Source organism: Desulfofundulus sp. TPOSR (genome assembly GCF_011393055.1).
In the GTDB taxonomy this organism is placed as follows: domain Bacteria; phylum Bacillota; class Desulfotomaculia; order Desulfotomaculales; family Desulfovirgulaceae; genus Desulfofundulus; species Desulfofundulus kuznetsovii.
In genome coordinates this window covers 172,785-194,957 of record NZ_JAAOEF010000002.1, presented here as the reverse complement: position 1 = coordinate 194,957, position 22,173 = coordinate 172,785, and the positions used below count along the sequence as shown (strand labels likewise).

Annotated in this window: 21 protein-coding genes; 10 read left to right on the top strand and 11 right to left on the bottom strand. The window is 51.8% G+C overall.

Translation table 11 applies throughout. The annotated features are described in order from the left end of the window. Positions 1 to 133 precede the first annotated feature (133 nt). Positions 134 to 727, bottom strand: a complete 594-nt coding sequence (locus G7K71_RS09465; RefSeq protein WP_166345652.1) for a TetR/AcrR family transcriptional regulator — start codon at positions 725 to 727, stop codon at positions 134 to 136. A gap of 343 nt (positions 728 to 1,070) precedes the next feature. Between G7K71_RS09465 and G7K71_RS09460 the strand changes: the two genes are divergently transcribed. Together G7K71_RS09460 and G7K71_RS09455 are read left to right on the top strand one after the other, a co-directional pair. Next, positions 1,071 to 2,162: a DUF2225 domain-containing protein gene (locus tag G7K71_RS09460; protein ID WP_166345649.1), complete on the top strand. Its 1,092-nt coding sequence runs from the start codon at positions 1,071 to 1,073 to the stop codon at positions 2,160 to 2,162. Between the two features lie 102 nt (positions 2,163 to 2,264). Further along, positions 2,265 to 4,337: a cell division FtsA domain-containing protein gene (locus G7K71_RS09455; protein ID WP_166345646.1), complete on the top strand. Its 2,073-nt coding sequence runs from the start codon at positions 2,265 to 2,267 to the stop codon at positions 4,335 to 4,337. Here the strand turns inward: G7K71_RS09455 and G7K71_RS09450 are convergent. Genes G7K71_RS09450 through G7K71_RS09430 form a run of 5 tightly spaced genes read right to left on the bottom strand, consistent with a single transcriptional unit; the run spans position 4,305 to position 7,486 of the window. Then, positions 4,305 to 5,204, bottom strand: coding sequence for a methyl-accepting chemotaxis protein (locus G7K71_RS09450; RefSeq protein ID WP_166345643.1), 900 nt, complete (start codon positions 5,202 to 5,204; stop codon positions 4,305 to 4,307). The two genes, G7K71_RS09455 and G7K71_RS09450, sit on opposite strands and share 33 nt — an antisense overlap. Then, the gene (locus G7K71_RS09445) at positions 5,186 to 5,515 is read right to left on the bottom strand and encodes a hypothetical protein (protein WP_166345640.1); all 330 of its coding nucleotides are present in this window, start codon (positions 5,513 to 5,515) and stop codon (positions 5,186 to 5,188) included. The genes G7K71_RS09450 and G7K71_RS09445 overlap by 19 nt, the downstream gene beginning before the upstream one ends. An 11-nt stretch (positions 5,516 to 5,526) precedes the next feature. Then, positions 5,527 to 6,309 carry a globin-coupled sensor protein gene (locus G7K71_RS19860; protein ID WP_279286318.1) on the bottom strand — a complete coding sequence of 261 codons (783 nt, stop codon included), beginning with the start codon at positions 6,307 to 6,309 and terminating at the stop codon, positions 5,527 to 5,529. Then, positions 6,310 to 6,765, bottom strand: coding sequence for a hypothetical protein (locus G7K71_RS09435; protein WP_166345637.1), 456 nt, complete (start codon positions 6,763 to 6,765; stop codon positions 6,310 to 6,312). Positions 6,766 to 6,778: 13 nt separating this feature from the next. After that, positions 6,779 to 7,486, bottom strand: a complete 708-nt coding sequence (locus tag G7K71_RS09430; RefSeq protein ID WP_166346187.1) for a nitrite reductase — start codon at positions 7,484 to 7,486, stop codon at positions 6,779 to 6,781. Between the two features lie 506 nt (positions 7,487 to 7,992). Between G7K71_RS09430 and G7K71_RS09425 the strand changes: the two genes are divergently transcribed. Together G7K71_RS09425 and G7K71_RS09420 are read left to right on the top strand one after the other, a co-directional pair. Further along, a complete protein-coding gene (locus G7K71_RS09425) occupies positions 7,993 to 9,348 on the top strand; it encodes a penicillin-binding protein activator (RefSeq protein WP_166345634.1) in 1,356 nt (451 codons plus the stop codon). A 49-nt stretch (positions 9,349 to 9,397) separates the two neighbouring features. Beyond that, positions 9,398 to 9,925 carry a hypothetical protein gene (locus tag G7K71_RS09420; RefSeq protein ID WP_166345631.1) on the top strand — a complete coding sequence of 176 codons (528 nt, stop codon included), beginning with the start codon at positions 9,398 to 9,400 and terminating at the stop codon, positions 9,923 to 9,925. A 495-nt stretch (positions 9,926 to 10,420) separates the two neighbouring features. Here the strand turns inward: G7K71_RS09420 and G7K71_RS09415 are convergent, their stop codons facing one another. From G7K71_RS09415 to G7K71_RS09400, 4 genes are all read right to left on the bottom strand, one after another. Continuing rightward, on the bottom strand, positions 10,421 to 10,924 hold the full coding sequence (locus G7K71_RS09415) for a 4Fe-4S dicluster domain-containing protein (protein ID WP_166345628.1): 504 nt from the start codon (positions 10,922 to 10,924) through the stop codon (positions 10,421 to 10,423). A 14-nt stretch (positions 10,925 to 10,938) separates the two neighbouring features. After that, positions 10,939 to 12,801: an anaerobic carbon-monoxide dehydrogenase catalytic subunit gene (gene cooS, locus G7K71_RS09410; RefSeq protein WP_166345625.1), complete on the bottom strand. Its 1,863-nt coding sequence runs from the start codon at positions 12,799 to 12,801 to the stop codon at positions 10,939 to 10,941. A 54-nt stretch (positions 12,802 to 12,855) separates the two neighbouring features. Continuing rightward, entirely contained in the window at positions 12,856 to 14,124 is a 1,269-nt protein-coding gene (locus G7K71_RS09405; RefSeq protein WP_313884963.1) for an FAD-dependent oxidoreductase, read from the bottom strand. A 207-nt stretch (positions 14,125 to 14,331) separates the two neighbouring features. Then, positions 14,332 to 15,096: a stalk domain-containing protein gene (locus tag G7K71_RS09400; RefSeq protein WP_166345619.1), complete on the bottom strand. Its 765-nt coding sequence runs from the start codon at positions 15,094 to 15,096 to the stop codon at positions 14,332 to 14,334. Positions 15,097 to 15,853: 757 nt separating this feature from the next. Between G7K71_RS09400 and G7K71_RS09395 the strand changes: the two genes are divergently transcribed. From G7K71_RS09395 to G7K71_RS09370, 6 genes are all read left to right on the top strand, one after another. After that, positions 15,854 to 16,357 carry a hypothetical protein gene (locus G7K71_RS09395; protein WP_166345616.1) on the top strand — a complete coding sequence of 168 codons (504 nt, stop codon included), beginning with the start codon at positions 15,854 to 15,856 and terminating at the stop codon, positions 16,355 to 16,357. 21 nt (positions 16,358 to 16,378) lie between these two features. Further along, positions 16,379 to 16,930: a zinc-ribbon domain-containing protein gene (locus G7K71_RS09390; protein WP_166345613.1), complete on the top strand. Its 552-nt coding sequence runs from the start codon at positions 16,379 to 16,381 to the stop codon at positions 16,928 to 16,930. Between the two features lie 11 nt (positions 16,931 to 16,941). Continuing rightward, entirely contained in the window at positions 16,942 to 17,340 is a 399-nt protein-coding gene (locus G7K71_RS09385; protein ID WP_166345610.1) for a zinc ribbon domain-containing protein, read from the top strand. Positions 17,341 to 17,439: 99 nt separating this feature from the next. Beyond that, positions 17,440 to 18,075 (top strand): hypothetical protein, encoded by a 636-nt coding sequence (locus G7K71_RS09380; RefSeq protein WP_166345607.1) that lies wholly within the window; start codon positions 17,440 to 17,442, stop codon positions 18,073 to 18,075. 119 nt (positions 18,076 to 18,194) lie between these two features. Then, a complete protein-coding gene (locus G7K71_RS09375; protein WP_166345604.1) occupies positions 18,195 to 19,418 on the top strand; it encodes a PD40 domain-containing protein in 1,224 nt (407 codons plus the stop codon). 163 nt (positions 19,419 to 19,581) lie between these two features. Beyond that, complete coding sequence (locus G7K71_RS09370; RefSeq protein WP_166346184.1) at positions 19,582 to 21,102, top strand: PQQ-binding-like beta-propeller repeat protein; 1,521 nt, start codon at positions 19,582 to 19,584, stop codon at positions 21,100 to 21,102. Between the two features lie 216 nt (positions 21,103 to 21,318). Here the strand turns inward: G7K71_RS09370 and G7K71_RS09365 are convergent, their stop codons facing one another. Beyond that, entirely contained in the window at positions 21,319 to 22,173 is an 855-nt protein-coding gene (locus tag G7K71_RS09365; protein ID WP_166345601.1) for a Spo0B domain-containing protein, read from the bottom strand.

Here is a 22,173-nt window from a genome sequence, read left to right as displayed (position 1 = left end):
GATGGCCGGGCAAGCAGGGACGGTTCTTGCGTGCCCACGGACTTAACGTGCACAGCAATTGGCCGTCATTATCCTGGAGCAATGCCCTTACAGCCGAAAGTAAGCAAGTATTCACTCGCTAAATAACATAAAATTAATTTTGCAGTATTGTGGATAAAAAACGTAAAATCCGCCCGTGTGTTTCAGTAAGGGATGATTGACACCCTCTTAAAGACCAGCGCAACAGGCTTACCTGCACCAGGCCCAGGTAGGCAGCAACGACCATGGGTACATCCAGGCCGGGCCTGAACTGTCCCTTCTCCATACCCTCCCGGATAATGGTCCCTATAAGCTCCATGTATTCGCAAATGGTCTCAGACATCAACTGACGCAGCTTTTCGTCGTGCAGATGCACCTGCTCGGAAAAAATAATTTTGGGAATCCCCCTGTTTTGTTCAAACAGCTCCAGGTGAAAAAGCAAAATATCACCGAGCTTTTCCAGGGGTTCACCTCCCCCGGCAACCCTGGCCCGGCTCCAGCCCAGGAGGGTGTCCCGTATATAACGTACGGTGGCCAGCAGTATTTCATTTTTACTGGCAAAGTGGCGAAAAATGGTTCCCTCGGCAATGCCCACTTCCCGGGCAATTTCGGCAGTGGTCAACCCGGAAATGCCCCTTTCGGCAACAATCTTCAATGTGGCCCGGACGATTTGCTGCTGCCTGATCTGCGTATCGTATCGCTGCGCCATGAAAATTTGCCTCCTGAACAATTATACTCCATTATATTAAGTGATTACTCACTTGTAAACTAACATACCCGGTATAGTTTGTCAAGGATGCCACCTTTTCCTTAAAAATTGCTGCCTGCCCGCCATTATACCCCGCCCTTTGCCCGCTGGCAGTGAGCAATATCACAATTACACTATGCCCGCAGGCACCAACAGCCGCAACAAATAACTCATACCCCAAGGCAGGATCCTTTTCTGAACAGGTAGAATAACTTAACATGACGACCCTTTGGTAAATGTTTACACCTGAATCCCGAGTGGGTCTTCTTGCGTTTATGATGAATTGGGAAAGGAATGTTTACTGGTGCCAGATTACACCGGATCAAAAATGATTTACTCCCTGGCGCCGGGTGAGTTTCTTTTTCGCCGGGGCGAACATAAAAGGGAAATGTATGTAGTATTACAGGGCAAGATCGAGCTCAGCAAAGTTACCGGCGGTCAAAGGAAAGTGCTGGCCCTTGTGGGACCGGGGGAATTTATCGGCCAGAGCTCCCTGCTGGAAGGTTTATCGCGGCAAAGCGATGCCCGGGCGGTAGAAGATTCCCTGGTGCTGGTGATTAATGAGGAAAATCTGGAACAGGTAATCAAGATGCACCCGCAACTGGCCGCAAAAATCATGCGGGCGCCAGGGGATAAACCACCCGCTCAAAAAGAAACTCTCCGCACAGGATCAGAACACCCCTTTCTTTACCAGTCAGAGGTTAAATGCCCGGTGTGCAGCACCACCTTTACGGTGCTGAAAGTATTTGAACACAAATTATCCGTCACCGGCCAGGATAGCGATTTCCGCCAGCGTTACCGCGATTTTGAACCGCTTTTGTACAGCGTCTGGGTTTGCCCGGGCTGCTTTTACGCCAACCAGCGCACCGATTTTCCAAATCTTTCTGCCAGGCAAAAAAAGCTGCTTCAGGACGGGAAGGCAGAAAGGCAAAAAGCTTTTTCCGGAACGATGGCCACCCCGGGAACACTGGAATTTGCCCTGCAGGCACACCGGCTGGCCCTGTTCAACTCAGAACAGATGGCCGCGGAACCGAACAAAATAGCCCGCCTGTGGTTGCACCTGGCCTGGCTGTATGAGGACGGAGAACAGAAAGAAGCTGCGTTAGACGCCCGGGCCAGGGCATTGGAATACTTCCGGCAGGCTTACTTTAACAGTTCCCGGACACTGTCCACCAAACAGGAACAGCAGCTGGCCTACCTCATCGGCGAACTGCACTTCAGACTGGGTCAGTATGCCAGAGCACTGGATTTCTTTCGCCGGGCGGTAGTCGTGCGTGGGGGCAGCGCCGCCCTGAACGAGCAGGCCCGGGACAGGATTGCCTTAACCAGGAAACTGGCTAAATCAACCAGCCAACCTGCCGCCGGTTCATTCGGCGTGGAGGAAACCGGTCGCTAACGGAAAATATAACCAGAATTGTTGTCCCAAGCAAAACATTCATGGTACTATAACGGAAAAAAATACCCTACCCCCACTCCAATGAACGGGAAGGTATCAGGCATGGCTTTAAAAGCATCTCCTGAAAACACCATCTTTGCCCTGGACATCGGCACCCGCACGGTAATCGGACTGGTGGCCGTCCCCGAGGACGGCCGGTTAAGGCTGGCGGCGCAGCGGCTGGTGGAACACCGCCGGAGAACCATGTTGGACGGGCAGATCCACGACATCCCGGGGGTGGCCGAAGCGGTACGGGCGGTAAAAAAAGAACTGGAAGGGGAACTGGGCTTCCCCCTGCGACATGTGGCCATTGCCGCCGCAGGACGCTCCCTGATTACCAGGTCCTGCCACATTGAGCAGGAAACCAGCGGCCAGGAAATTGACTGGCCTGAAGTGAATGCCCTGGAACTGGCAGCCATCCAGCAGGCCCACCGGGAACTGGCAGCCGAACCGCCGCCCAGCGGACAGGATTTCACCTGCGTAGGTTACAGCATCGTTTCTTATTACCTGGACGGCTACCCCATCTCCAACCTGGTGGGCCACCGGGGCAAAACCATTGGAGCCGATGTGCTGGCCACTTTTCTGCCCGGCTCGGTGGTCAACAGCCTCTACGCCGTGCTCCAGAGGGTGGAACTGGAGCCTTTAAGCCTCACCCTGGAACCCATTGCCGCCATCGAAGCTGCCATTCCCGAAAACTACCGCCTTTTAAACCTGGCCCTGGTGGATATCGGCGCCGGCACCTCCGATATTGCCATCACCAGGGACGGTGCCATCACCGCCTACGGCATGGTCCCCGTGGCTGGAGACGAAATTACCGAGGAAATTGTCCAGACCTGCCTGGTGGATTTTGATACCGCCGAGCGCATGAAAAGGGAGCTGGTCCGGGGCGAGGATATACGTTACATGGACATCGTAGGCATGGAAAATACCATCTCCTGCCAGGACCTGCTGGCCCGCATCGACCCGGCACTGGAAAGATTGGCCCGGGAAATCAGCACCCAAATCCTGGCCCAAAACGGGGGGCGACCGCCCCGTTCGGTATTTTGTGTGGGAGGCGGCGGGCAGATTCCCGGCTTGACGGAAAAGATTGCCCGGCATCTGGAGCTGGACAAAAACCGGGTGGTCCTGCGGGACCGGCGCAGCCTGGGACAGGTACTCATGGTGGAGGGTGAGGATCAAATTCCCGGGCCGGAAGGGGTGACGGTAGCGGGCATTGCCCTGGTTGCTTTACGCAAACTGGGCCATGATTTTATCCACATCATGGTGAATGGGGTGGAACACCGGCTCTTCAACGCCCGGGAATTTACCGTGGGGAACGTGCTGGCTTTAACCGGCTTTAACCCCCGCCTGCTGATCGGGCAAAACGGGAAAAACCTGGCCTTCACCTTAAACGGCAAGCGCCAGGTCATTTACGGAGGGCTCTCCCAACCGGCCAGGATTCTGGTGAATGACCGGGAAGCCAACATGCAAACCAGGGTGGCCCACGGGGACCGGATTGTGGTCCACCCGGCCGTTAACGGGAAAGACGCCCGGGCCACGGCAGCAGACCTTCTGCCACCCCCGGGCACCATCACCGTTCACGCCAACGGCAGGCCGGTAGAAACAGCGGCCCTTTGTTTAATCAACGGACAGGCCGCCGAACCAACCCGGGAAATCACCCCGGAATGTGAGGTGGAAATATGTTCCGTGAAACCCCTTTTTGAGTGGCTGGCAGAGCACCTGGCCGCCTCTCCGGTAGAATTGGACGCGTGGGAGGTGCTGGTGAACGGCCGGGCCGTCCCCCCTACCTACCGCCTCCATGATGGAGACAGGGTAGACTACCGGCCAGTGGGCAGGGAAAACCCTACCCAGGAAATACTGCCCCGCCACCAGGAAATACCCGGGGGTAATTTTAGTTCGGAGCTCACTCAAAGCATCACCGTAACGGTAAACGGATCTACCGTCAACCTGACGGGACGTTCCAGTTACATCTTCATCGATATCTTCAATTACATTGACCTGGACCCCGGCGGGCTTAAGCCGCCCATCCGCCTGACCCTCAACGGCAAAGAAGCATCCTTTACCGACGAGTTGCACGACGGGGATATCATTGAAATCGGCGTTTTAAACCGTAAACCGCGCAGCCATGGCCTTTAACTTCTCGGCCATGCTGGAAAGGGTGGCAATGCTGCTGGCGGTTTCCTGCAGCAGGGCGCTTTGTTCCTCGGTGGAGGCGGCGATATTTTGTACCGCCTCCGACACCTGCCGGGAAGCCGTCGCTACATCGGCCACCTGGGAATCCACTTCCTGCACCGCACTTAAAATTTCCTTAAAGGCGGTGCCGGCCTCCTCAACCACCGCCAGGCCCCGGTCCGCCTCCCGGGCCGATCCTTCCATCAGGGCAGTAACCTCGCTGATCTCTTCCCGGATGGCGGAAACCAGGTTGCCTATTTCCCCGGCTGAAGAGGCCGATCTCTCCGCCAGCTTGCGCACCTCTTCGGCCACCACGGCAAAGCCCCGGCCGTGTTCCCCGGCCCGGGCGGCTTCAATGGCCGCATTCAACGCCAGCAGGTTGGTCTGGTCGGCAATGCTGCTGATAATGCCCAGTATTTCCCCGATCTGCTCGGACATCCGGGCAAAACGCTCCACCCTTTCTACCGCCTGGCGTGTGGTATCATGCATGGTACGGATCTGGCGGCTAACCTCATCCATCTTCCGGCCGCCGTCTTCGGCCAGGGAAGCGGCCCAGCCGGCCGTTCGGGCCACCGTTTCCGCCCGTCCGGCCACTTCCTCCACGCTGGCGGAAATCTGAACCGCCGCGCTGGCCGTTTCCGTGGCCCCCTGGGAGATCTGATCCGTGGCGCTGGAAAGCTGCTCGGCCAGCTCCGATGCCTTCCTGGCCTCTTCCGCCACTTCGCCGATCAGGTGGGCCAAGTTTCGGCGCATTTGTTCAAACGAACCGATTAGTTGTCCAATTGCGTCTTTTTCCACCATGTCACCCCGCCTTATAATTCCCGGCTGCAAAAAAGGTCGCCCCCGTCTTTCAAATCACCGCTGGCCACCCGTTCAGCCATCCCGGCCAGTGTTTTTAAAGGAATGGCCAGCACGAAACGAGCCAGCAGGTAGTTGATCTCTCCGACGAGCAGCCCCGCCAGTACACAGGCTCCAAAAAACGACGGCCGGAATACCATTTCGTAGGGCAATCCCAGGGCTACCACAAAGAAAGGGAAAACCGCTCCGATAAGCAATCCCATCACCATCATGGAAAGAAACAACACCCGGAACAAACTGCCCCTGGCGGCCAGGCGGCACAACACCTCATTTTGCAATCCCATGGCAAGCCCCCCTATAGATTATCATCGTTGATCTTCTGCATCTTCATAATAGCTTCCCTGTTCTTCTGGATCATCCCGGCAATTTCTTTGGCAGAATTTGCCGACTGCTGGGCCAACTTGCGCACCGCCTGGGCCACCACGGTGAAGGTGCGGCCGTGCTCCCCGGCCCGCGCGGCCTCAATGGCCGCATTCAAAGCCAGGAGGTTGGTTTCATCGGCTATATGGGAAATGACTCCCGCCACCTTGCCCACGTCCTGCTGCATTTGCATCAGTTGTTCCAGTTGCTGGATGATATAGTTTTCGATTGCCAACTGCATGTCCAGGTTGATCCTCCTGGCAAAAGCATTGAAAGCGCGCTGGACGGCGGCCATATCATCTCCATGATGTTCAATTAAAATGCGCTGGATCTCCTGGCAGTACATCTGATAGGCCCCCAAATACCAGCGGGGGGAAAGGCCGATGTCAAGGTGCTTGCGCCCGATATACAGGCGCTGCTTGAAATACTGCTCGTCCAAAAGCGGTGAAGTCAGGCTGATAAAATACTGCTTCTGGGTTTCCTTAAGCCTGTTTACATTGCTGTGCCTCTCGATAATTTTTTTGAGCTGGGGAAACTGCAAAATGTGTCCGTAAAAATAATCCACCACGCGGTCAGCTTCTTTCACAAACAAATCCCGGTACCGGGCCATAATTTCCAGGTCTTCCGGTGAAATGGCCAGGTATTGGACCTGAGTCTGGCGTGATTTTTCATGATCGACCATTACCTTCATAGTCTCTTCCTCGCTTTTAGGTAACATTTAGGTCCTGCCCTTTTGCAGTTCCCGGGCTAAAAGGGCGGCCAGCTGGGAGTGCTGCTCCTTGATCCGGGCCAGGTAAAGGAAGACGCTGCCCGGGTAGTCGATAGTTTCCTGCAGGAGGGCGCTTTCCAGGGCTGAACGCACCAGGGCAATAACGCAGTCGGGGGAATGGTTGTCGCGGCACTGCCGGCACTGGCGGCAGGTTTCGGCAATGGCCCCGGCCACCTGTTCCGGATAGTAGGGTTTAAAGTCCTGGGTGGGAAGAAGCTTGCTGGCCCCGGGAATATCCAGGAGCTTCTTCTGGGCGGCAAAGCTTAAAACCTTGCGGGCGAATCCCACCAGGCACTGGGACTCCTTGCAACCGGCGGAATTATACAGGTCACAGCCCTGGCAGATCTTATCCAATTGTGCTTCTAAAGCAGTTAAATCAATCTCCTCAACTTTGACCGTGGCCATCTCATTTACCCCCCTAACTCTGCAAAAACTTCGCAAATTCAGACGCCTCTTCCCCCGGCGGCGCAAGGAGTTCCGCAGGCGGCTGGAACTGCCCCTCCCCGACCCGGGCCAGGGTTTGACAGAGGCGCTCGTAGGGCTGGGCCAGACTGCGGTAGCGTTCCAGTACAAAATCCAGCAGCCCCAACACCTGTTCAGCAGTTACTTTGCGGGCAAGGGGAACGCCGTGAACCGGTTTAACCGTACCTCCCCGCCCGCCGATGAAAACGTCAAACCGGTCTTGACCCGAAGCCCGGACACCAAAATCGGCGCACTGGGGGTCCGTGCAGCCCCGGGGACACCCCGCCACGGCAATTTTAAAATCCTTGGGCACCTCCTGCCCCACGTACTTTTCCTGGATCGCGATTCCCAGGCCCAGGGCATCGGCAATGGCCCGCGGGCACAGGGACTCGTTTCCCGGGCAGGCTTTCACCGGCCGCACCACTTTCCCAAAGGGGGCCACCTTCAACTCCAGCGACTCCAGGGCGGCCACCAGCCTTTCCACGTTTTCCTCCGGTACCAGAGCCACCACCGTTTGGCGGGTGGTCATTTTTAGCCGGAAAACGTTGTTTTCCCGGGCCGCCTGGCCCAGACCGGACCACTGCTCCGGAGTCATCACGCCGCAGGCAGCCATGATGTCCACGGCAATCAAGCCGTTTCTTTGCTTGAAGTATCCTTCGCCCATGTTCACCTGTAACCTCCTGATAAATAAAATTTTTGGACATTTGCGCTTAATATGTAATAACTGGTTAGCCAATTATATTCTAGTTTAATTTGCCACGCTTGGTACTTTTCCTCCTGGAAAGATAATATTTTTTCTCATTACTATTATAAGAAAAAACATTTAACCAGGGGCCCTTTTGTTCGACAGTCTAGACTACCGGCTCTTCTTTCCGGGGGGTAAAGAGGAGCAGGTCTTTCAAGCACACAATATCGTTAAATATACCGTTTTGGTGTTGTAAATGAGCAGAACATGCCCGATTTTTATTTTAAATTTTAAAATAGCTGAAACCTCAGGAGGATTAGATACGTCTATATAATATCAAGTTCAAATATGCCGGCAGGCAAGTTGGTACATTTGTTTGTCCCGATGTTTTTAAGGATGGCTCTTTTTGTTATTGGCATACTGGTTAAGAAAAGCATTTCGGGTTTAAGACTTTTAAGACCAAAAATAAAAAGGAGGTAGTTTTTATGGCTTGCAGGTTGAGTTTACTCTTAGTGGCGGCTTTATTCTTTCTTGTTTGTGTCAGCCCGTCGTTTGCAAATTCCAGTGATACGTACCAGGGATATCCCGTGGTCAAAGTAATCGTTAACGGGCATGAGTTAAAAAATGATATACCGGCAATAGTTTTGGACGGGCGCACTCTCGTACCGCTGCGGTCGGTTTACGAAGCCCTTGGTGCTAACGTTCAATGGGACCCTTCTACTAATACAGTTTATATTTCATTCCCCGCACCCGGTTCCCCACAACAATCAAAGCCTGTCTTGCGTGAAAATGTAATTAGGATTGGTCTGCTTACCCCCCTTAGCGGAGATGTAAAGAATTTTGGAGAATCAATAAATAAAGGTTTCAGGCTGGCGCTGGAAGAAAACAACTACCGCGCGGGCAATTATAAAATCGAAGCTGTTATTGCGGACGACCGGAACGACCCCGCCGAAGCAGTCAACATGGCGATCAAGTTAATTCATGCCGACAAGGTAAGCGCCATTGTAGGGCCGCTTACTTCCCTGTGCGCAATCCCTGTTGCCGACATTGCCCAAAAGGAAAAGGTTCCGGTGATTTCCCCCACTGCCACCAATCCCAAAGTTACCGTGAACAACGGCAGGCGCATGGACTTCGTCTTTCGTGTTGCCCTCGTTGACCCTTACCAGGGCACCGCGGCCGCCAGATTTGCACTGGAAAACCTTAAATTGAAAACCGCCGCCGTGATTGCCGACGGGGGAAACGATTATTCCTTGAGCCTGGCGAACAACTTTAAAGAAGCTTTTGAAAAGGGTGGCGGCCAGGTGCTGGCTTTTGAAAAGTACATCAGGAGTGATGTCGATTTTACAACCGTACTCAAAAGGATTGCCCAGCTCAAACCCGATGTCCTTTATCTGCCCGACTACTACATAAATGTCAACCTAATCGGCAAGCAGGCCCGGCAGATGGGTATACAGTCGGTATTTCTGGGTCCCGATGGCTGGGATTCACCGAACCTGGATTATGCAACCATGGAGGGAAGCTATTTTACCGTGAACTACTCTCCGGAAGACCCGTGCCCTGAAATATCGGAATGGGTAAAGAAATACAGAAATGAGTACGGAACTGAGCCGGATATGTTTGCCACACTTGCCTATGACGCCGTTAAAATCCTCCTGCAGGCAATCCAGACCGCGGATTCCCGGGACCCAGTCAAAATCAAGGAAGCCCTCCAGAACACCAGGGATCTCCCGGCGGTGAGCGGCCGGATAACCTTCGACCAGGACGGCAACCCGGTTAAACCGGTTCCCATCCTACGGATCAAGGACGGGAAAAGGGTCCATGTCACTAATGTGGCGCCCTGAATGTCAGATCCCGTTATATATCTCATACCTTATGAAACGGGTGAATAAATTGCACAGAACTTTTACAACTACCTTGCTGTTCGTTATATGTCTTTCACTTTTAGTTTGCGGCTGCAAACTAAATGGTCCCTTAAAAAGCAAGAACGTAAGTTTACCGCAACCTGACAGGATAACATATGGCGGCCGCGAAATAACAACTCACAAAGAAGAAATATTGAAGAATTGTTTCGAAAAATTTAATTTAAATCACAGGATAAATTTTAGCGAAATTACAGCCAATATGGAGCCGCTCATGCAAAGATATTACTGTATAATATTAGAGTACAAACGCCCCCAAACGATCCAAATAAAGTACGATGACAAATATACAATCGACTATAAGATAACCAGGGTACATATTGGTTTTAAAAAGAGCGCCGGGCATGTAATATATCTGGAGCACCCGGCAGAGATAAAAGATAAGCGCGTGGTTACTGCTGATAAACACACTGTCACCACTTTGTTTGTCGAAGACAGCAAACGTAATGATGCCATCAACAGTAGGATAGAAGAAATTCTCAAAAGAATGCAGCGATAACCTGTCCACTTGTGAATATCTGAAAGTATCCCCAGTTTTTTAGCCTGTTTCGGCTGGGTAGCGAGCGACTTGGCCCAGCACTCAACAGTCTTCGAATACTGAGCGGTTAAACGCAATCACTTACAAAACTGTTGAGTGCTGGGCAAACTTAGCGAGGCGAAAAGCGAAGGCAGGCCCGAGGGCATGGATGCCCGAGGCCGGCAACTGAGGCAGGATGCCGAATTTGCCGCCCAGCATTCACTGTGGTCAGAATGCTGGGTTTGTTGGATTGCTGTGTTGCGGTTTCAATCTCTATACAGGTTGCCTGGAGGCGGTGAGTGCTGGATCACCGGAACGAGCCAGAGCCAAAACTGGGCAGTTGGAAAGTGCAACAATCCACCCGTGTACAGGCTCCAATGTATAAAACCAGGCCCGTGATTATCCAGACCTGGTTTTACATTTTCAGTGTGACCGGGAGCTATCCGGTCTTATGGTGTTCCGCGTATGCACCCAAAACTACACATTGCTCAACGCACGATGCAAGACGTCAAGCCGCCGCCGTCCGCTGTAGTCGTCCACCTCGTCGTAGACCAGGGCCCCGGTAGGGCAGGCGCGTACACAGGCCGGTATCCCCGTTTCATCCCGGCACTCCCGGTCGCACTTCAGGGCCATGGTGCCCTCCGCGTCGCTACGGATTATACCATACGGGCAGACCATGACGCACATCCAGCAGGCAGTGCACTGCTGGTCGCCGCCCACATTGGTCACGGTACCGTCCTCCTGCCGGTGCATGGCCCCGGCTATGCAGGCGTCAATACAGGGGGCATCCTGGCAGTGGCGGCAGTTCAGGGGGGCCTTTTGCCCTCCCACCTGGTGCACGAAGATGCGGGTGCGGGGCTTTTCGCCGCCCAGCACGGCCCCGAAAAGGCTGCCCGCACTGGAGTGGGCCACGGCACAGGCCAGCTGGCAGGAACGGCAGCCCAGGCAACGGTCGTAACGGATTAAAACTTCTTTCGGCATCCTGCCCACCCCCCCTAAATGCCCAGAGCGGCCCGTTTATCATCAATATGTGCGATGATTAACTCAGCTGCCTTGAAGGGGTCTGTTTCCACCGCAAAATAGCCGCCCACCAGATCCTTCGCCTGCCTGGTGAGCAGATCCGCCACCACGTTGCTCCCCAACACGGGAGGTACGGTGCCCAGCACGGTGAAAATCCCGGAAGCAACCACATAGGCGCCGATGCTTACCGCCTTTTCCGACATCCACTCGGGCGCCGCCCCGGCCACCGGCAGGTCGGCAATGTCCACGCCAAGTTCTCTGGCCAGCGCTGCGGCCACGGTCAGAATCCGGCTGATGTCCACACAGGAACCCATGTGCAAAACAGGAGGCAGGCCGAGCGCCCGGCAAACTTCCGCCAGGCCCGCGCCGGCCAGCTCCGCCGCCTCCGGCAGAAGCAGCCCCGCCTTGGCGCTGGCAATGGCCGCGCAGCCGGTTTCGACCACCAGCACATCCCGGGCAATCAGGGCTTTCGCCATGTTCACGTGGTTGTAGTCCTGGGTGACTTTCGGATTATTGCAGCCCACCAGAGCGGCGATTCCCCTGATCTTTTTGTTTTTCACGGCCTCTATAAGCGGGGTAAGGGTACCGCCCAGGGCGCTTAAAATGGCCTCCACACTGAAACCGGCCACGTATGCGGTAGTTTCTTCAGGAATAAAGACACGGTTTTTGTCCCGGTTGGGATAATTTTCGATGGCCTGGCGAATAATCTCCCGCGCGGTTTCCAGAGCGTTGTGTTCATTAAACGGTATATGAATGGCTCCCGGGAATTTTGCCTTGGGCGAGGTGGAAATAAACTTCGTATGGTAGCAGGCGGCCAGCTGGCCGAGGGCGGGCATGATGCACTGCACGTCAACCACAACCGCCTCCAGGGCCCCGGTAATTACCGCCAGTTCCTGCTGGAGGAAATTGCCGGCGACGGGAACGCCGTGGCGCATGAGAATTTCGTTGCCGGTGCAGCACATTCCCACCAGGTTGATGCCGCTGGCTCCTTTGGCCCTGGCGGCGGAAATTAACCCGGGATCTTTTGCCGCCTCTACCAGCATTTCCGACAGGATGGGCTCGTGGCCGTGTACGAGAATATTCACTGCCCCTTTACTAAGGACGCCCAGGTTGCTCCGGCCCCTCACCGGACGGGGAGTGCCGAATAAAACGTCGGAAAACTCCGTGGCCAGCAACGAGCCTCCCCAACCGTCAGAGAGGCTGCACCGCAGGCCGTGCAAAATGAGATTGGCCGGGTCGTTGTCCACGCCAAAGTGGGTACGGTGCATGGCTTCCACCACTTCCCGGTCGATCCCGCGGGGCATAATGCCCAGCTTCTCCCATATTTCTTTACGTTTCGAAGGAACCCGGTCAATGGCCTGCAGGTAGCCTTTCCTGGTACCGAATTCCTCCAGAGCTGCTTCCGCCAGCTTTTCGGCTATGGCTTGAACCGTTTCGCCTTCGGTGGAAATGCCAAATTCCCGGGCCAGGGCCTTAAGTTTATTCTCATCTTTAATGGTATAGTCCTTGATCTCTCCGGCAGCAACGCCTCTAAGTGTTTCTATAATGTCCCGCCCGTGGTCCGAGTGAGCTGCCGCTCCGGCGGCAATCATCCTTAACAGGTTTCGCGCCACTATAATATCGCCGGTTGCCCCGCAAACCCCTTTCTGCGGGCCATCTCCAAAAGGATCGATGCGGCACGGACCCATGTTGCAGTTCCGGCAGCAAAGACCCAATTCGCCAAAACCGCACTGGGGCTGCTGCGCCAGGTAACGATCCCAGGCGGTTTCCAGGCCCCCATCACGGGCTACTTTAAGCATCTGCAGGGAAGCCGGGTCAATTGAACTGGTACCCTTCATGGAATACCTCTCCTTTCTGCAAATTTGAATCTCCCTGGATTCCCGGGCGGCATCTTAATTTATGTGGCAGTTCCGATTGAGATCCTTTTTCCTTTGTTCTAAAAGGGTTCCTAAAGATACGCTTCCCACCTGACCTTCCAGCAACTGCCGGCGGTAACCCCACGCCAGGCGGCCCGATTTCACCAGGGCCGTGTACACTCCCGCGCCGTCCACCTTCCCGGCCAGGATGAAGCCCACCAGACGCTCCCCATCAAAGACCAGCCGGCGGTAGGTATGGCACAGGGGATCATATTGGGCCAGCACCTCCTCACCTTCCAGGTTCCCCACCGAGACCACGTCCACCCCACCAAAGCGGGCGCTGTTCAGCCTGGTGAGGGGAGCCGGGTAGGGACGGGCCATACCCAGCATATTGGCCGCCGCGTAGCGCCCCTGCTCAAAGGCCAGCGTCCACAGGGCTGAATTGACCTTCTGCCCGGTTAACCGGTCGGTTACCTGGATACAATCCCCCGCCGCATAAATATCCTCCAGGGAAGTACGCATGTTGCCGTCCACCACAATACCCTGCCCCACCTTGCCGCCGGCCTTCGCCACCAGGCCGCTGTTCGGGCGCACACCCTTGGCCACCACGGCCAGCCCCGCGGGCAGTTCCCGGCCGTCTTCCAGCTCCACCCCCGCCAAACGCCCTTGAGGCCCGGCAGCAAAGGCCTTTACCCGGGCGTTATAGATAAAATTGATACCCGCATTGAGCAGTTCCCGCTCCACCATGGCCGCCGCCCTTTCGTCCAGCTGCCTGATGAGCAACCGCGGGCTGGTCACCACCACGGTAACCCGCGCCAGGCCGGCCTGTTTCAAAGCGAGGGCCGCCTTCAACCCCACCAGCCCGCCGCCCACCACCACTGCCCCGGAAACCCGTGGGATCAGGGCGGACAGCCGCCGGGCATCACGCAGGGTGCGCAGGGTAAAAACCTCCTCTGCTTCAATCCCCGGCACCGCCGGGAGCACCGGGCCGGCCCCGGTGGCCACCAGCAGGCGGTCGTAGGCCAGTTCCCGGCCGTCCTGCAAAACCAGCCTTTTCTCCCCGGGCCGCACCTCCACCGCCGCCACCCCGGCCAGCAGCTCCACTTCCAGGCGCCGGTAAAATTCCGCCGGCCGCAACCTGATGGAATATTCTGTACTTTTGCCCGCCACTAAGTCCGGCAACAGGCAGCGGGAATAGGCCCCCGTGGGCTCATCGCTCACCACGGTAATGGGGTGCTGATACCCGCCCAGGCGGCGCAGGGTCTCCACGGCCGCCACCCCCGCTGCACTGTTGCCTATAATCACAAAACGCAACCACTCACCCCCCTGTCAGGCTCAACCTCAAATTGCCAGTGAAAAGTATCTTGATTAATTATATACAATTATATACCCTGATTGGGACAACCAACAAGAAGCGTATCTGGATCAAATTTTCGATACTAAAAAGCGGCAGGCTTTTTAAAAGACCCGCCGTTTCAGGAGCCTGCCGCTTATTAACTATCGAAAACTTAACTATTTTGCTGCAGGGGCATAAGGAACCGGCTTGCCGCTGGCATCCTCACGGGGACCGTAGATGGGAGCATCGGCCTGCTTGGTACCTTCCCAGGCAATGGCGTAGCCAAAGCGCAGGTTCTTCACATTAAGACCCTCGGCGCCGAGGACACCTGCCGCCAACCCGGCAGTATGGGCGGTAAAGCAGTACAGCACAATCTCATTTTTGCCGCCTCTGGCCACATGAGCCTCAAGAGCTTCTTTAAGGGCAGCCAGGTTAGCCGGAGCTGCAATTTCCTCAGCGGGGGAGATCCAGATGGCTCCCGGAATGTGCCCGGCATCATAGTCTTTCTTCAACCGGGTGTCCACCACCAGGGGATCGTTGGCTATGCTGTCACCCCCGCTGTGACCGTCGCGATAATCGCAGAGGTCCCCGTCCTTATCGTCATCCAGAACGGCCAGCAAGTCGGCGGCTTTAACAAAGTTGGTATGGATGCTCGGATTCTGCTGGGCGGGATCATTTTTACCCCTGAGGAACTTGTCCCCCGAGTTCCTGGTTATAACCACGGCATTTTTTGCTTCATCCCACTGAACGTCACACCCGAGGGCTTCGGCTACGAACCTGATTGGAACCAGAACCCTGTTTTCCTGCTTGACCGGGGGGACGTCGGACTTCACCTCATTGCCGTTCACGTACATTTTTATCCCTTCTACATTTGCCACCGCAACGGTCGCCAGTAAAACCAGTGACAGGGCAAGAACCAGGAAAAACACTCTCTTTTTCAAAAGATTCCCCTCCCCCGAAATTCTAAGATTTACTACTGCTCATTCAACTACTGTTCACTCATCTTTTAAACCTCATATCACCTCCTCGTTACCAGTATCCGGTATTAAGGAGAAACCCGGCACTGCGGCCACTCCCCTGCCACTCCGGTTCACTCATAATGAAAACCCTTTCTCTACTCATAGGCAATTCTAACAAAAGAATGTTCCCACACCTACAGCCGCTGCACATATTTACGGTTTTTGGTCCTGTAATTACGAATTTATAGGTGGACGTCCCGGGTTTCGTTATTCTTCTGGGACATGAATAAATTAAACGCCCCAAAAGACATTTTGGGGCTGTTTTATGCTCTAGAAAGCCGGTATTCAGGAAAGAAACCGGTAATCTTATGTCCTTGTGGTTGTAGAGCCAGGTTATCAGGTCTTATCATAAGCGTGGAAATTATCCTTATTTAAAATTTTGGCCTGATAAGGGCCGGACTTCGCCCGGTTCCGCACAGCCGGCAGGCTGGCCAACACCAGGCTCTCCGCCGGCGACCTGACGATCAGAACCAGGAGGTGATGCCCATATCTAAATTAAGAAAAAATAAACCATAGCGAAGCAAAACTAAAGCGTTCAAGTTTATTAAGGATTAAGTGGTCAACTGTTTGATAAAATTAATAACAAGAAATTTGTGATATAGGATTTACCACAATTTAGATCTTGACATGAGAAATTTTGTTTTTGCAGCGTTAGCAAAAATTAGGAGGCTTTATAACCATGAAATGTCATGTTCACAATGACATTGATGCAGTGGCAACTTGTAGTTTGTGTGGGAAAGGGCTTTGCAGTGAATGCGCATCAATATTTCAACCCCCTTCCTGTTCCCAGTGTGTATTATCGCAAACGCGAGAAATCCTTTCGTACCGAAAAAGGACTTTGATAGTTACGGCTATTATTGGAGCCTTAGGTGCTGCCTATGGGATCTTTTTGGAAGGTGGGTTTACTGATGCATTATATATGGCTTGGGTATTTTGTGGTATTTATTGGGGATGGACTTATGTAAGACAAATGCTGTATGCTACATTACTTGGCACAAGTGTAACTGCTCTATTTCGTCCTTCCGCAACAGGTGTTTCCTTTATAGTAGGGTTTGGGTTAACATGTCTTGCAGTACTTCTTGGAATGTTAATTGGTCCATTCTTGTTTATTAAAAATGCTTATGAATACATACGGGACAAAAAAAATTATGAATCCTTGGTAACCAAGCAAAACTTAATTTAATCCTTGTTAGGAGGAGTACTTATGAACAAAAAGAGATTTATTTCGCCAGCACTATTTGCTCTCATTCTAATTTGTTTTTCACTTCCGTTTGTTACTGTTTCATGTAGCGGGTACGAAGTGACCAAAATTACCGGTTTTCAGATGATAACAGGTACAGAGGTGGAGGGCGAAAAAATAAATCCGAATCCTTTAGCTATCATCGCTTTTGTCGCAGGTGTCGGCGGTCTGATTATCGGTTTTTGGTCGAGCAGAAAGGCTAATGTAGTGTCGGCGGTTATGGGTGCGGTAGGTTTTATATGTACATTGTTAGTTAGATTATTGATTACCCAAAAAGTGTCCAGCGAAGGGGAGGGGATGTTAAGCGTAGAATACGGTTCTGGTTTCTACCTTCCGTTGATCCTCTTCCTTGTGGCCGCAGGTTATAACATTGCCGACGCCATGGATAACAAAAAGTCGCTGGCAATTCCAGGTCAAAGCCCGCCAAAGGGGCCGAATGTTAAATTTTGTAGCCAATGTGGCTCTAAGGCTGAAGCGGAGCAACAGTTTTGTTCCGAATGCGGGGCAAGATTCTAGGAGGACCCAAAATGGTTGATTTTTTTGATAAAGTCAGGCAAAGTGTACAAAAAGGTGTCGCGACTGTAAGCGTTAAGTCCAAAGAAGCCCTTGAGACTTCGCGGATAAAAGGCGAAATTTCCGTAATTGAGCAACGCAGGCGGGAGGCCATCGAAGAGCTTGGGAATATAGTTTACATCATGTTTAGTCAAGGCGGATTTGATGAGGTTCGGATTAAAGATAAGTGCGCCATAATTGCGGAAATTGATAAACAATTAGAAACCAGACGAGAGAAACTGAAAGAGATTCACATAAAGTCGCAGGAGGCTCTTGGTAAGCCGGTGACGGTTGGAACGTGTGAATGTGGGGCAAAAATCATCCAGGGGGCAAAGTTTTGCGGCAAGTGCGGGAAGAAAGTGTTGCTTTTATAGACAATAACTGCTTTCTCAGGGAGGTTAAAGCTAGTGTTCTGTACCGCATGCGGTGCGAGGTTGAGAAGCGGGGATCATTACTGTGGAAGTTGCGGGTCGATGGTACAGGCGCTGGCCGACCCGACTAACACATTCCAAAACGCTACCGATCAGTCCATTGGTAGCGCGGTAAACGCGGGAAATATAGTTGGGCCGCTTGCGGCAGGAGTAGGTCAGACTGCCGAAGCCGTCGCTTCCGGTGTGGCGCAGGCCAGCGGCATGGCGATACAGGCCAAAATTATTGCTGTTTCTGTAGCCCTGGGCGTTATCATAGCGGGAATTGTTTTGTATAACATGTTTTTTGCCACGAGTCCCGTGGACACGGTTACAAAATTCGTTAATGCATTGAACGAGCGGGATTACAATGCCGCAATTGAATGCCTGGATCCTAAAATATCTAAGGCTTTTAAAGCCACAAGCAATATCCTTTCTCATTTTATCGGGATAAATATAACAGATATTTTAGAGCTGTTCCCCGCACTTTACGAAATGACCAAACCTTATGGTGGTGATATAAAGATTAATGTCAAAGAGGTAGTTTTTGAGGAATCGCGAGGAGATAATGCCAGAGTTAAAATCAATGCAGAAATTATTGATATTGACGAGGCGGGCAATGCCAGGACCGAGCAATGGGCCCCAACATTTTATCTAAAAAAATTTGAGGAAGGCTGGCGAATTGCTGGTATCCAAGATTAGGGCTACTTTTCTGTCAAAAGCCATTCAGGTCCGGCACAATTAAAAAAATTATAATTCAACATTATAATTCAACACTTCTTTTCTCATGCATTTGATAACATATTTTGGAGGTTTTGGTAATGAAAAAAAATTTAATACTTTTACTTCTAATCGGAGTAATTATACTAACGGGTTGTTCCCGTGACATACAAGTCAAAAATTCTGACAGAAAAAATTTATCTTCAAAACAGGAAAATAAGATCAACAAAAAAAGTTTACCATCAAAAATAGCTTTTGTAAAAAATGACACTCTTTATATAATGAATGAAGATGGTACCCTACAAGAACCTCTTGTTTCCAATGTAAGCGATAAATCACGACCTTCATGGTCACCAGACGGCTCAAAAATATTATATACTATAGAAGAACAAGAAGATACATACGGTCTATATATCTTAAATGTAAGCGACAAGACACAAAAGCGCATATCTGATGTTTTTATACCGCTGGAACCTCCTCCAAGCTTCCGTGAAGCAGTATGGTCACCTGATGGCACTAAAATCGTCTTTCTTAAATTAGATAAATCAGATCAAAACGTTCAATTGCATTTAATCGATTTAAAAGATTTAAAGGATACAACATTAGTAAAAGCGAAGGACCTGGAAACTAAATTGATATCTCTCCACCCTACTCTTCCTCATATTCCTAACTCTTTTGCATGGTCTCCCGATGGCAAAACGATAGCATTTTCTCTTGCTAGTTTTATTTTTACCGTCAACAATGATGGTAGTGATCTCAAAATAATCAAAGACATGAAAGAGTTGGGATATTGTGTACAATTAATTTGGGCAAAAAATAAGATTATTTTTGCTGTTAATCGGAATGAACCATATGAAAAATATGGCGTAAAAAAAGGCTTTACACCTGATATTATTGAAGTAACAAGTATTTTTATTATGAATAGCTATGGAAATGGTATTAAAAAGTTGGGAGAATATGTTGTATTTCGCGGTTTTGCTTTGTCACCTGACGGAGAAAAAATAGCAATTGCAGGAAAAAATAATTATGACAGCGATCAGTTTTTATATATCATTAATCTTATCGATGAAACGCAAGTATCCCTGAAAAATGATGAAAATTATAGCAATTATAGTGTCAATAGTTTAAGTTTAAGTCCCTGCTGGTCACCAGATGGCAGTAAGATAGCTTTCGTAAAAAACACATATCAAAACCACACATCAGCAAGAGTCTCGGTAGTTACTGATATGAGTGGTATTTTTGTAGTTAGTTCAAACGGGCAAAATGAAACACAGATATTAAATGCGGAACAAGGTTTTCCCTATCCACTTACTTGGTCACCTTAACTTGAATAAAAGGAGTTGTTAATGAATGTTCGCCATTTTAAGGAGATATGTGCTTATAATTCTACACCCTACAAACAACAATCTCTAAAGGAGCCAGCCGGGATTTTTCGGTTGAGCAAGCGTTAGAAAGTATGAACGAGACATTGAAATAGGAGTGGTTAAAATGGCCTATTGCCCGGAATGCGGTGCAAAAAATGAGGACAGCTCAAAGTTTTGCATAAGCTGTGGAAAGGCTTTAGATGCCCTGCCGGCTGCCGTTCTGCCGGCCAGTAAAGGAAAGGGTTTCCCCTTTGCGGTGGTCATTGCCCTGGTGCTGGTAGTGGCGGTGGCTGTTGCGGCCTTCACTGTGTGGCAGGGCCGGAAAAATAATCCTGAGGAATTGGCAAAATCGCTGGTGGCCAGCGTCATGGAAAATAATCCGGAAAAGGCTGCAAAATTATGCGTAAACGAAAGCGAAAGCCTGTTTATCACGGAGGCAATCAACGCGGGGCTAACCATGGCCGAGGATACAACATTTGATTATAACGTTGTGGAACACGATAAACAAAAAGTTGATGTAGAACTGGTAACAGGAGAGGGCGACTGCATCTGCACTATTGGATTTGAGAAAAACAACGGGAAGTGGGCGGCTGCCTGGGCAGATGCCAGGGCGGCAATGCCTCAAGGTAATCCGCACCGTACCGGCGTTTTTTCTTCCAGAGGAGTCCAGCAGTCTCCCAAGTTGAAGTGGCGGTTTAGAATAGAAGAAAGGGTGGCTTCTTTACCGGTCATAGCCGGTGATACGGTTTACTTCGGCACTGTAGACGGCCGCCTTATTGCCCTGGACAGCAAAACCGGCCGGGAAAAGTGGCGGTTTAAGGCAACAGCCGGGGTGTATTCCTCCCCGGCCATAGCCGGCGGCACGGTTTACTTCGGCGATGTAGGCGAGATAAACGACAGCAGCGGCAATTTCTATGCCCTGGACAGCAAAACCGGCCGGGAAAAGTGGTGGTTTAAAACAAAAGACGAGATGTATTCCTCCCCGGCCATAGCCGGCGGCACGGTGTACTTCGGCTGTACTGACGGCTGCTATGCCCTGGACAGCAAAACCGGCCGGGAAAAGTGGCGGTATGAGAATGGAGGTGACTTTCTCTCCCCGGCCATAGCCGGTGATACGGTTTACTTCTGCACTGGAGACGGCTGCCGCCTTATTGCCCTGGACAGCAAAACCGGCCGGGAAAAGTGGCGGTTTGAAGCAGAAGACGGGGTGGATTCCTCCCCGGCCGTAGCCGGTGATACGGTTTACTTCGGCGATAGGAGCGGCTACTTCTATGCTCTGGACAGTAAAACCGGCCGGGAAAAATGGCGGTTTAAAACAGAAGGCGAGGTGTATTCCTTCCCGGCCATAGCAGGCGGCATGGTGTACTTCGGCAGTACTGACGACTACCTCTATGCCCTGGACAGTAAAACCGGGCAGGAAAAATGGCGGTTTAAAGGAGAAAAAGGGATAGATTCCTCCCCGGCCATAGCCGGCGGCACGGTGTACTTCGGCAGTTATGACGGCTACCTCTATGCCGTGGATCGCAAAACCGGCCAGGAAAAGTGGCGGTTTAAAACGGGAGAAAGCGCGCTTTACCCCCTGGCTATAGCTGGTGGCACGATCTACGCCGTGAGTGAAGACGGCTACCTCTATGCCCTCCAGTAGAAGTCATATCCATACAGATCAGCACATAGATCATGCGGTTTACCTAGCGCTAATGGGTGATTGCAGTGCTGGCAGCATCTATGCTTTGGACGCCCGGCCAGGAAAAATGGAGATTGTCTACGATGGCATGATCTACTTAGGTTGCAAAGATGGGTGCCTATACGCTTTGAAGTAAAGTTAATTGCCCTGGGGGTAATACTTTGAACCCCCGGGGCGCTAACCTTCTTTTAATGCCTTCACATACCTTGCCAGTTCTTCCTTCCGCCCCTCACTGAGGAGGGCCGTGATGATCTGGACGTGGTTGATGAAGTCGTGGCGCTGGCTTCTAAGGGCGTCAATTTCCCGGCGCATCTCCTCGGCCAGTTTCTCTTGGGCGGCCACAACGGCTTCCCGCCCGGCAAAGCGCAGGACACGCCAGGTTAAGAAAAGTGATAGGAACAATGATATTGTCAGAAGAGCAAAAATTAGCACCATTAATTTTTGGGTAGATGCATCAAAACGCGCGGCAGAGAAGAATTCGTTGACCGCAATGTAGATCAGAAACATCTGTATGAGCAGAGGTAAGAAGGTTCCCACGGGAATGTTGAGACGTCCGGTCTCCTTAAAGATGCGCCAACGCCGCCGGTAGCTAACGTAAGTAAGTATTGCCAAAGGAATAACATATGCCAGCGGGCAAATCACGCGGATCTTAAACGAAGCAAAGTAACTGGCCGGGGTAACGCCGATAAGGTAGACTAAAATAAAAAATGCTGTACTTTCGGCTAGTAAAGCAACAGTTAAAACGCTGAAGGTAACTAAAACCGACTTTTGAATGGTAAAGCCGAAAAAAAACTTTATTGTCCAAAAGAAGAAGACCCACAGCAGAATGATCCGGAACGTCTGGGGAAGGTGAAAAAATACTACACCGGCAATTCCAAAAATTGTCCCCACCAACAAAACCCGCCGCCAGTTTTGTTTAATGTCATATCCGTTAAGGGTCAAGGCCAGCGCTAAAAAAACTACATTCTCGATGATAAAATTATAGAGAAACAATCCGTAATGAAGCAGTGTCGCGGCCAAACCGGTGCCCAT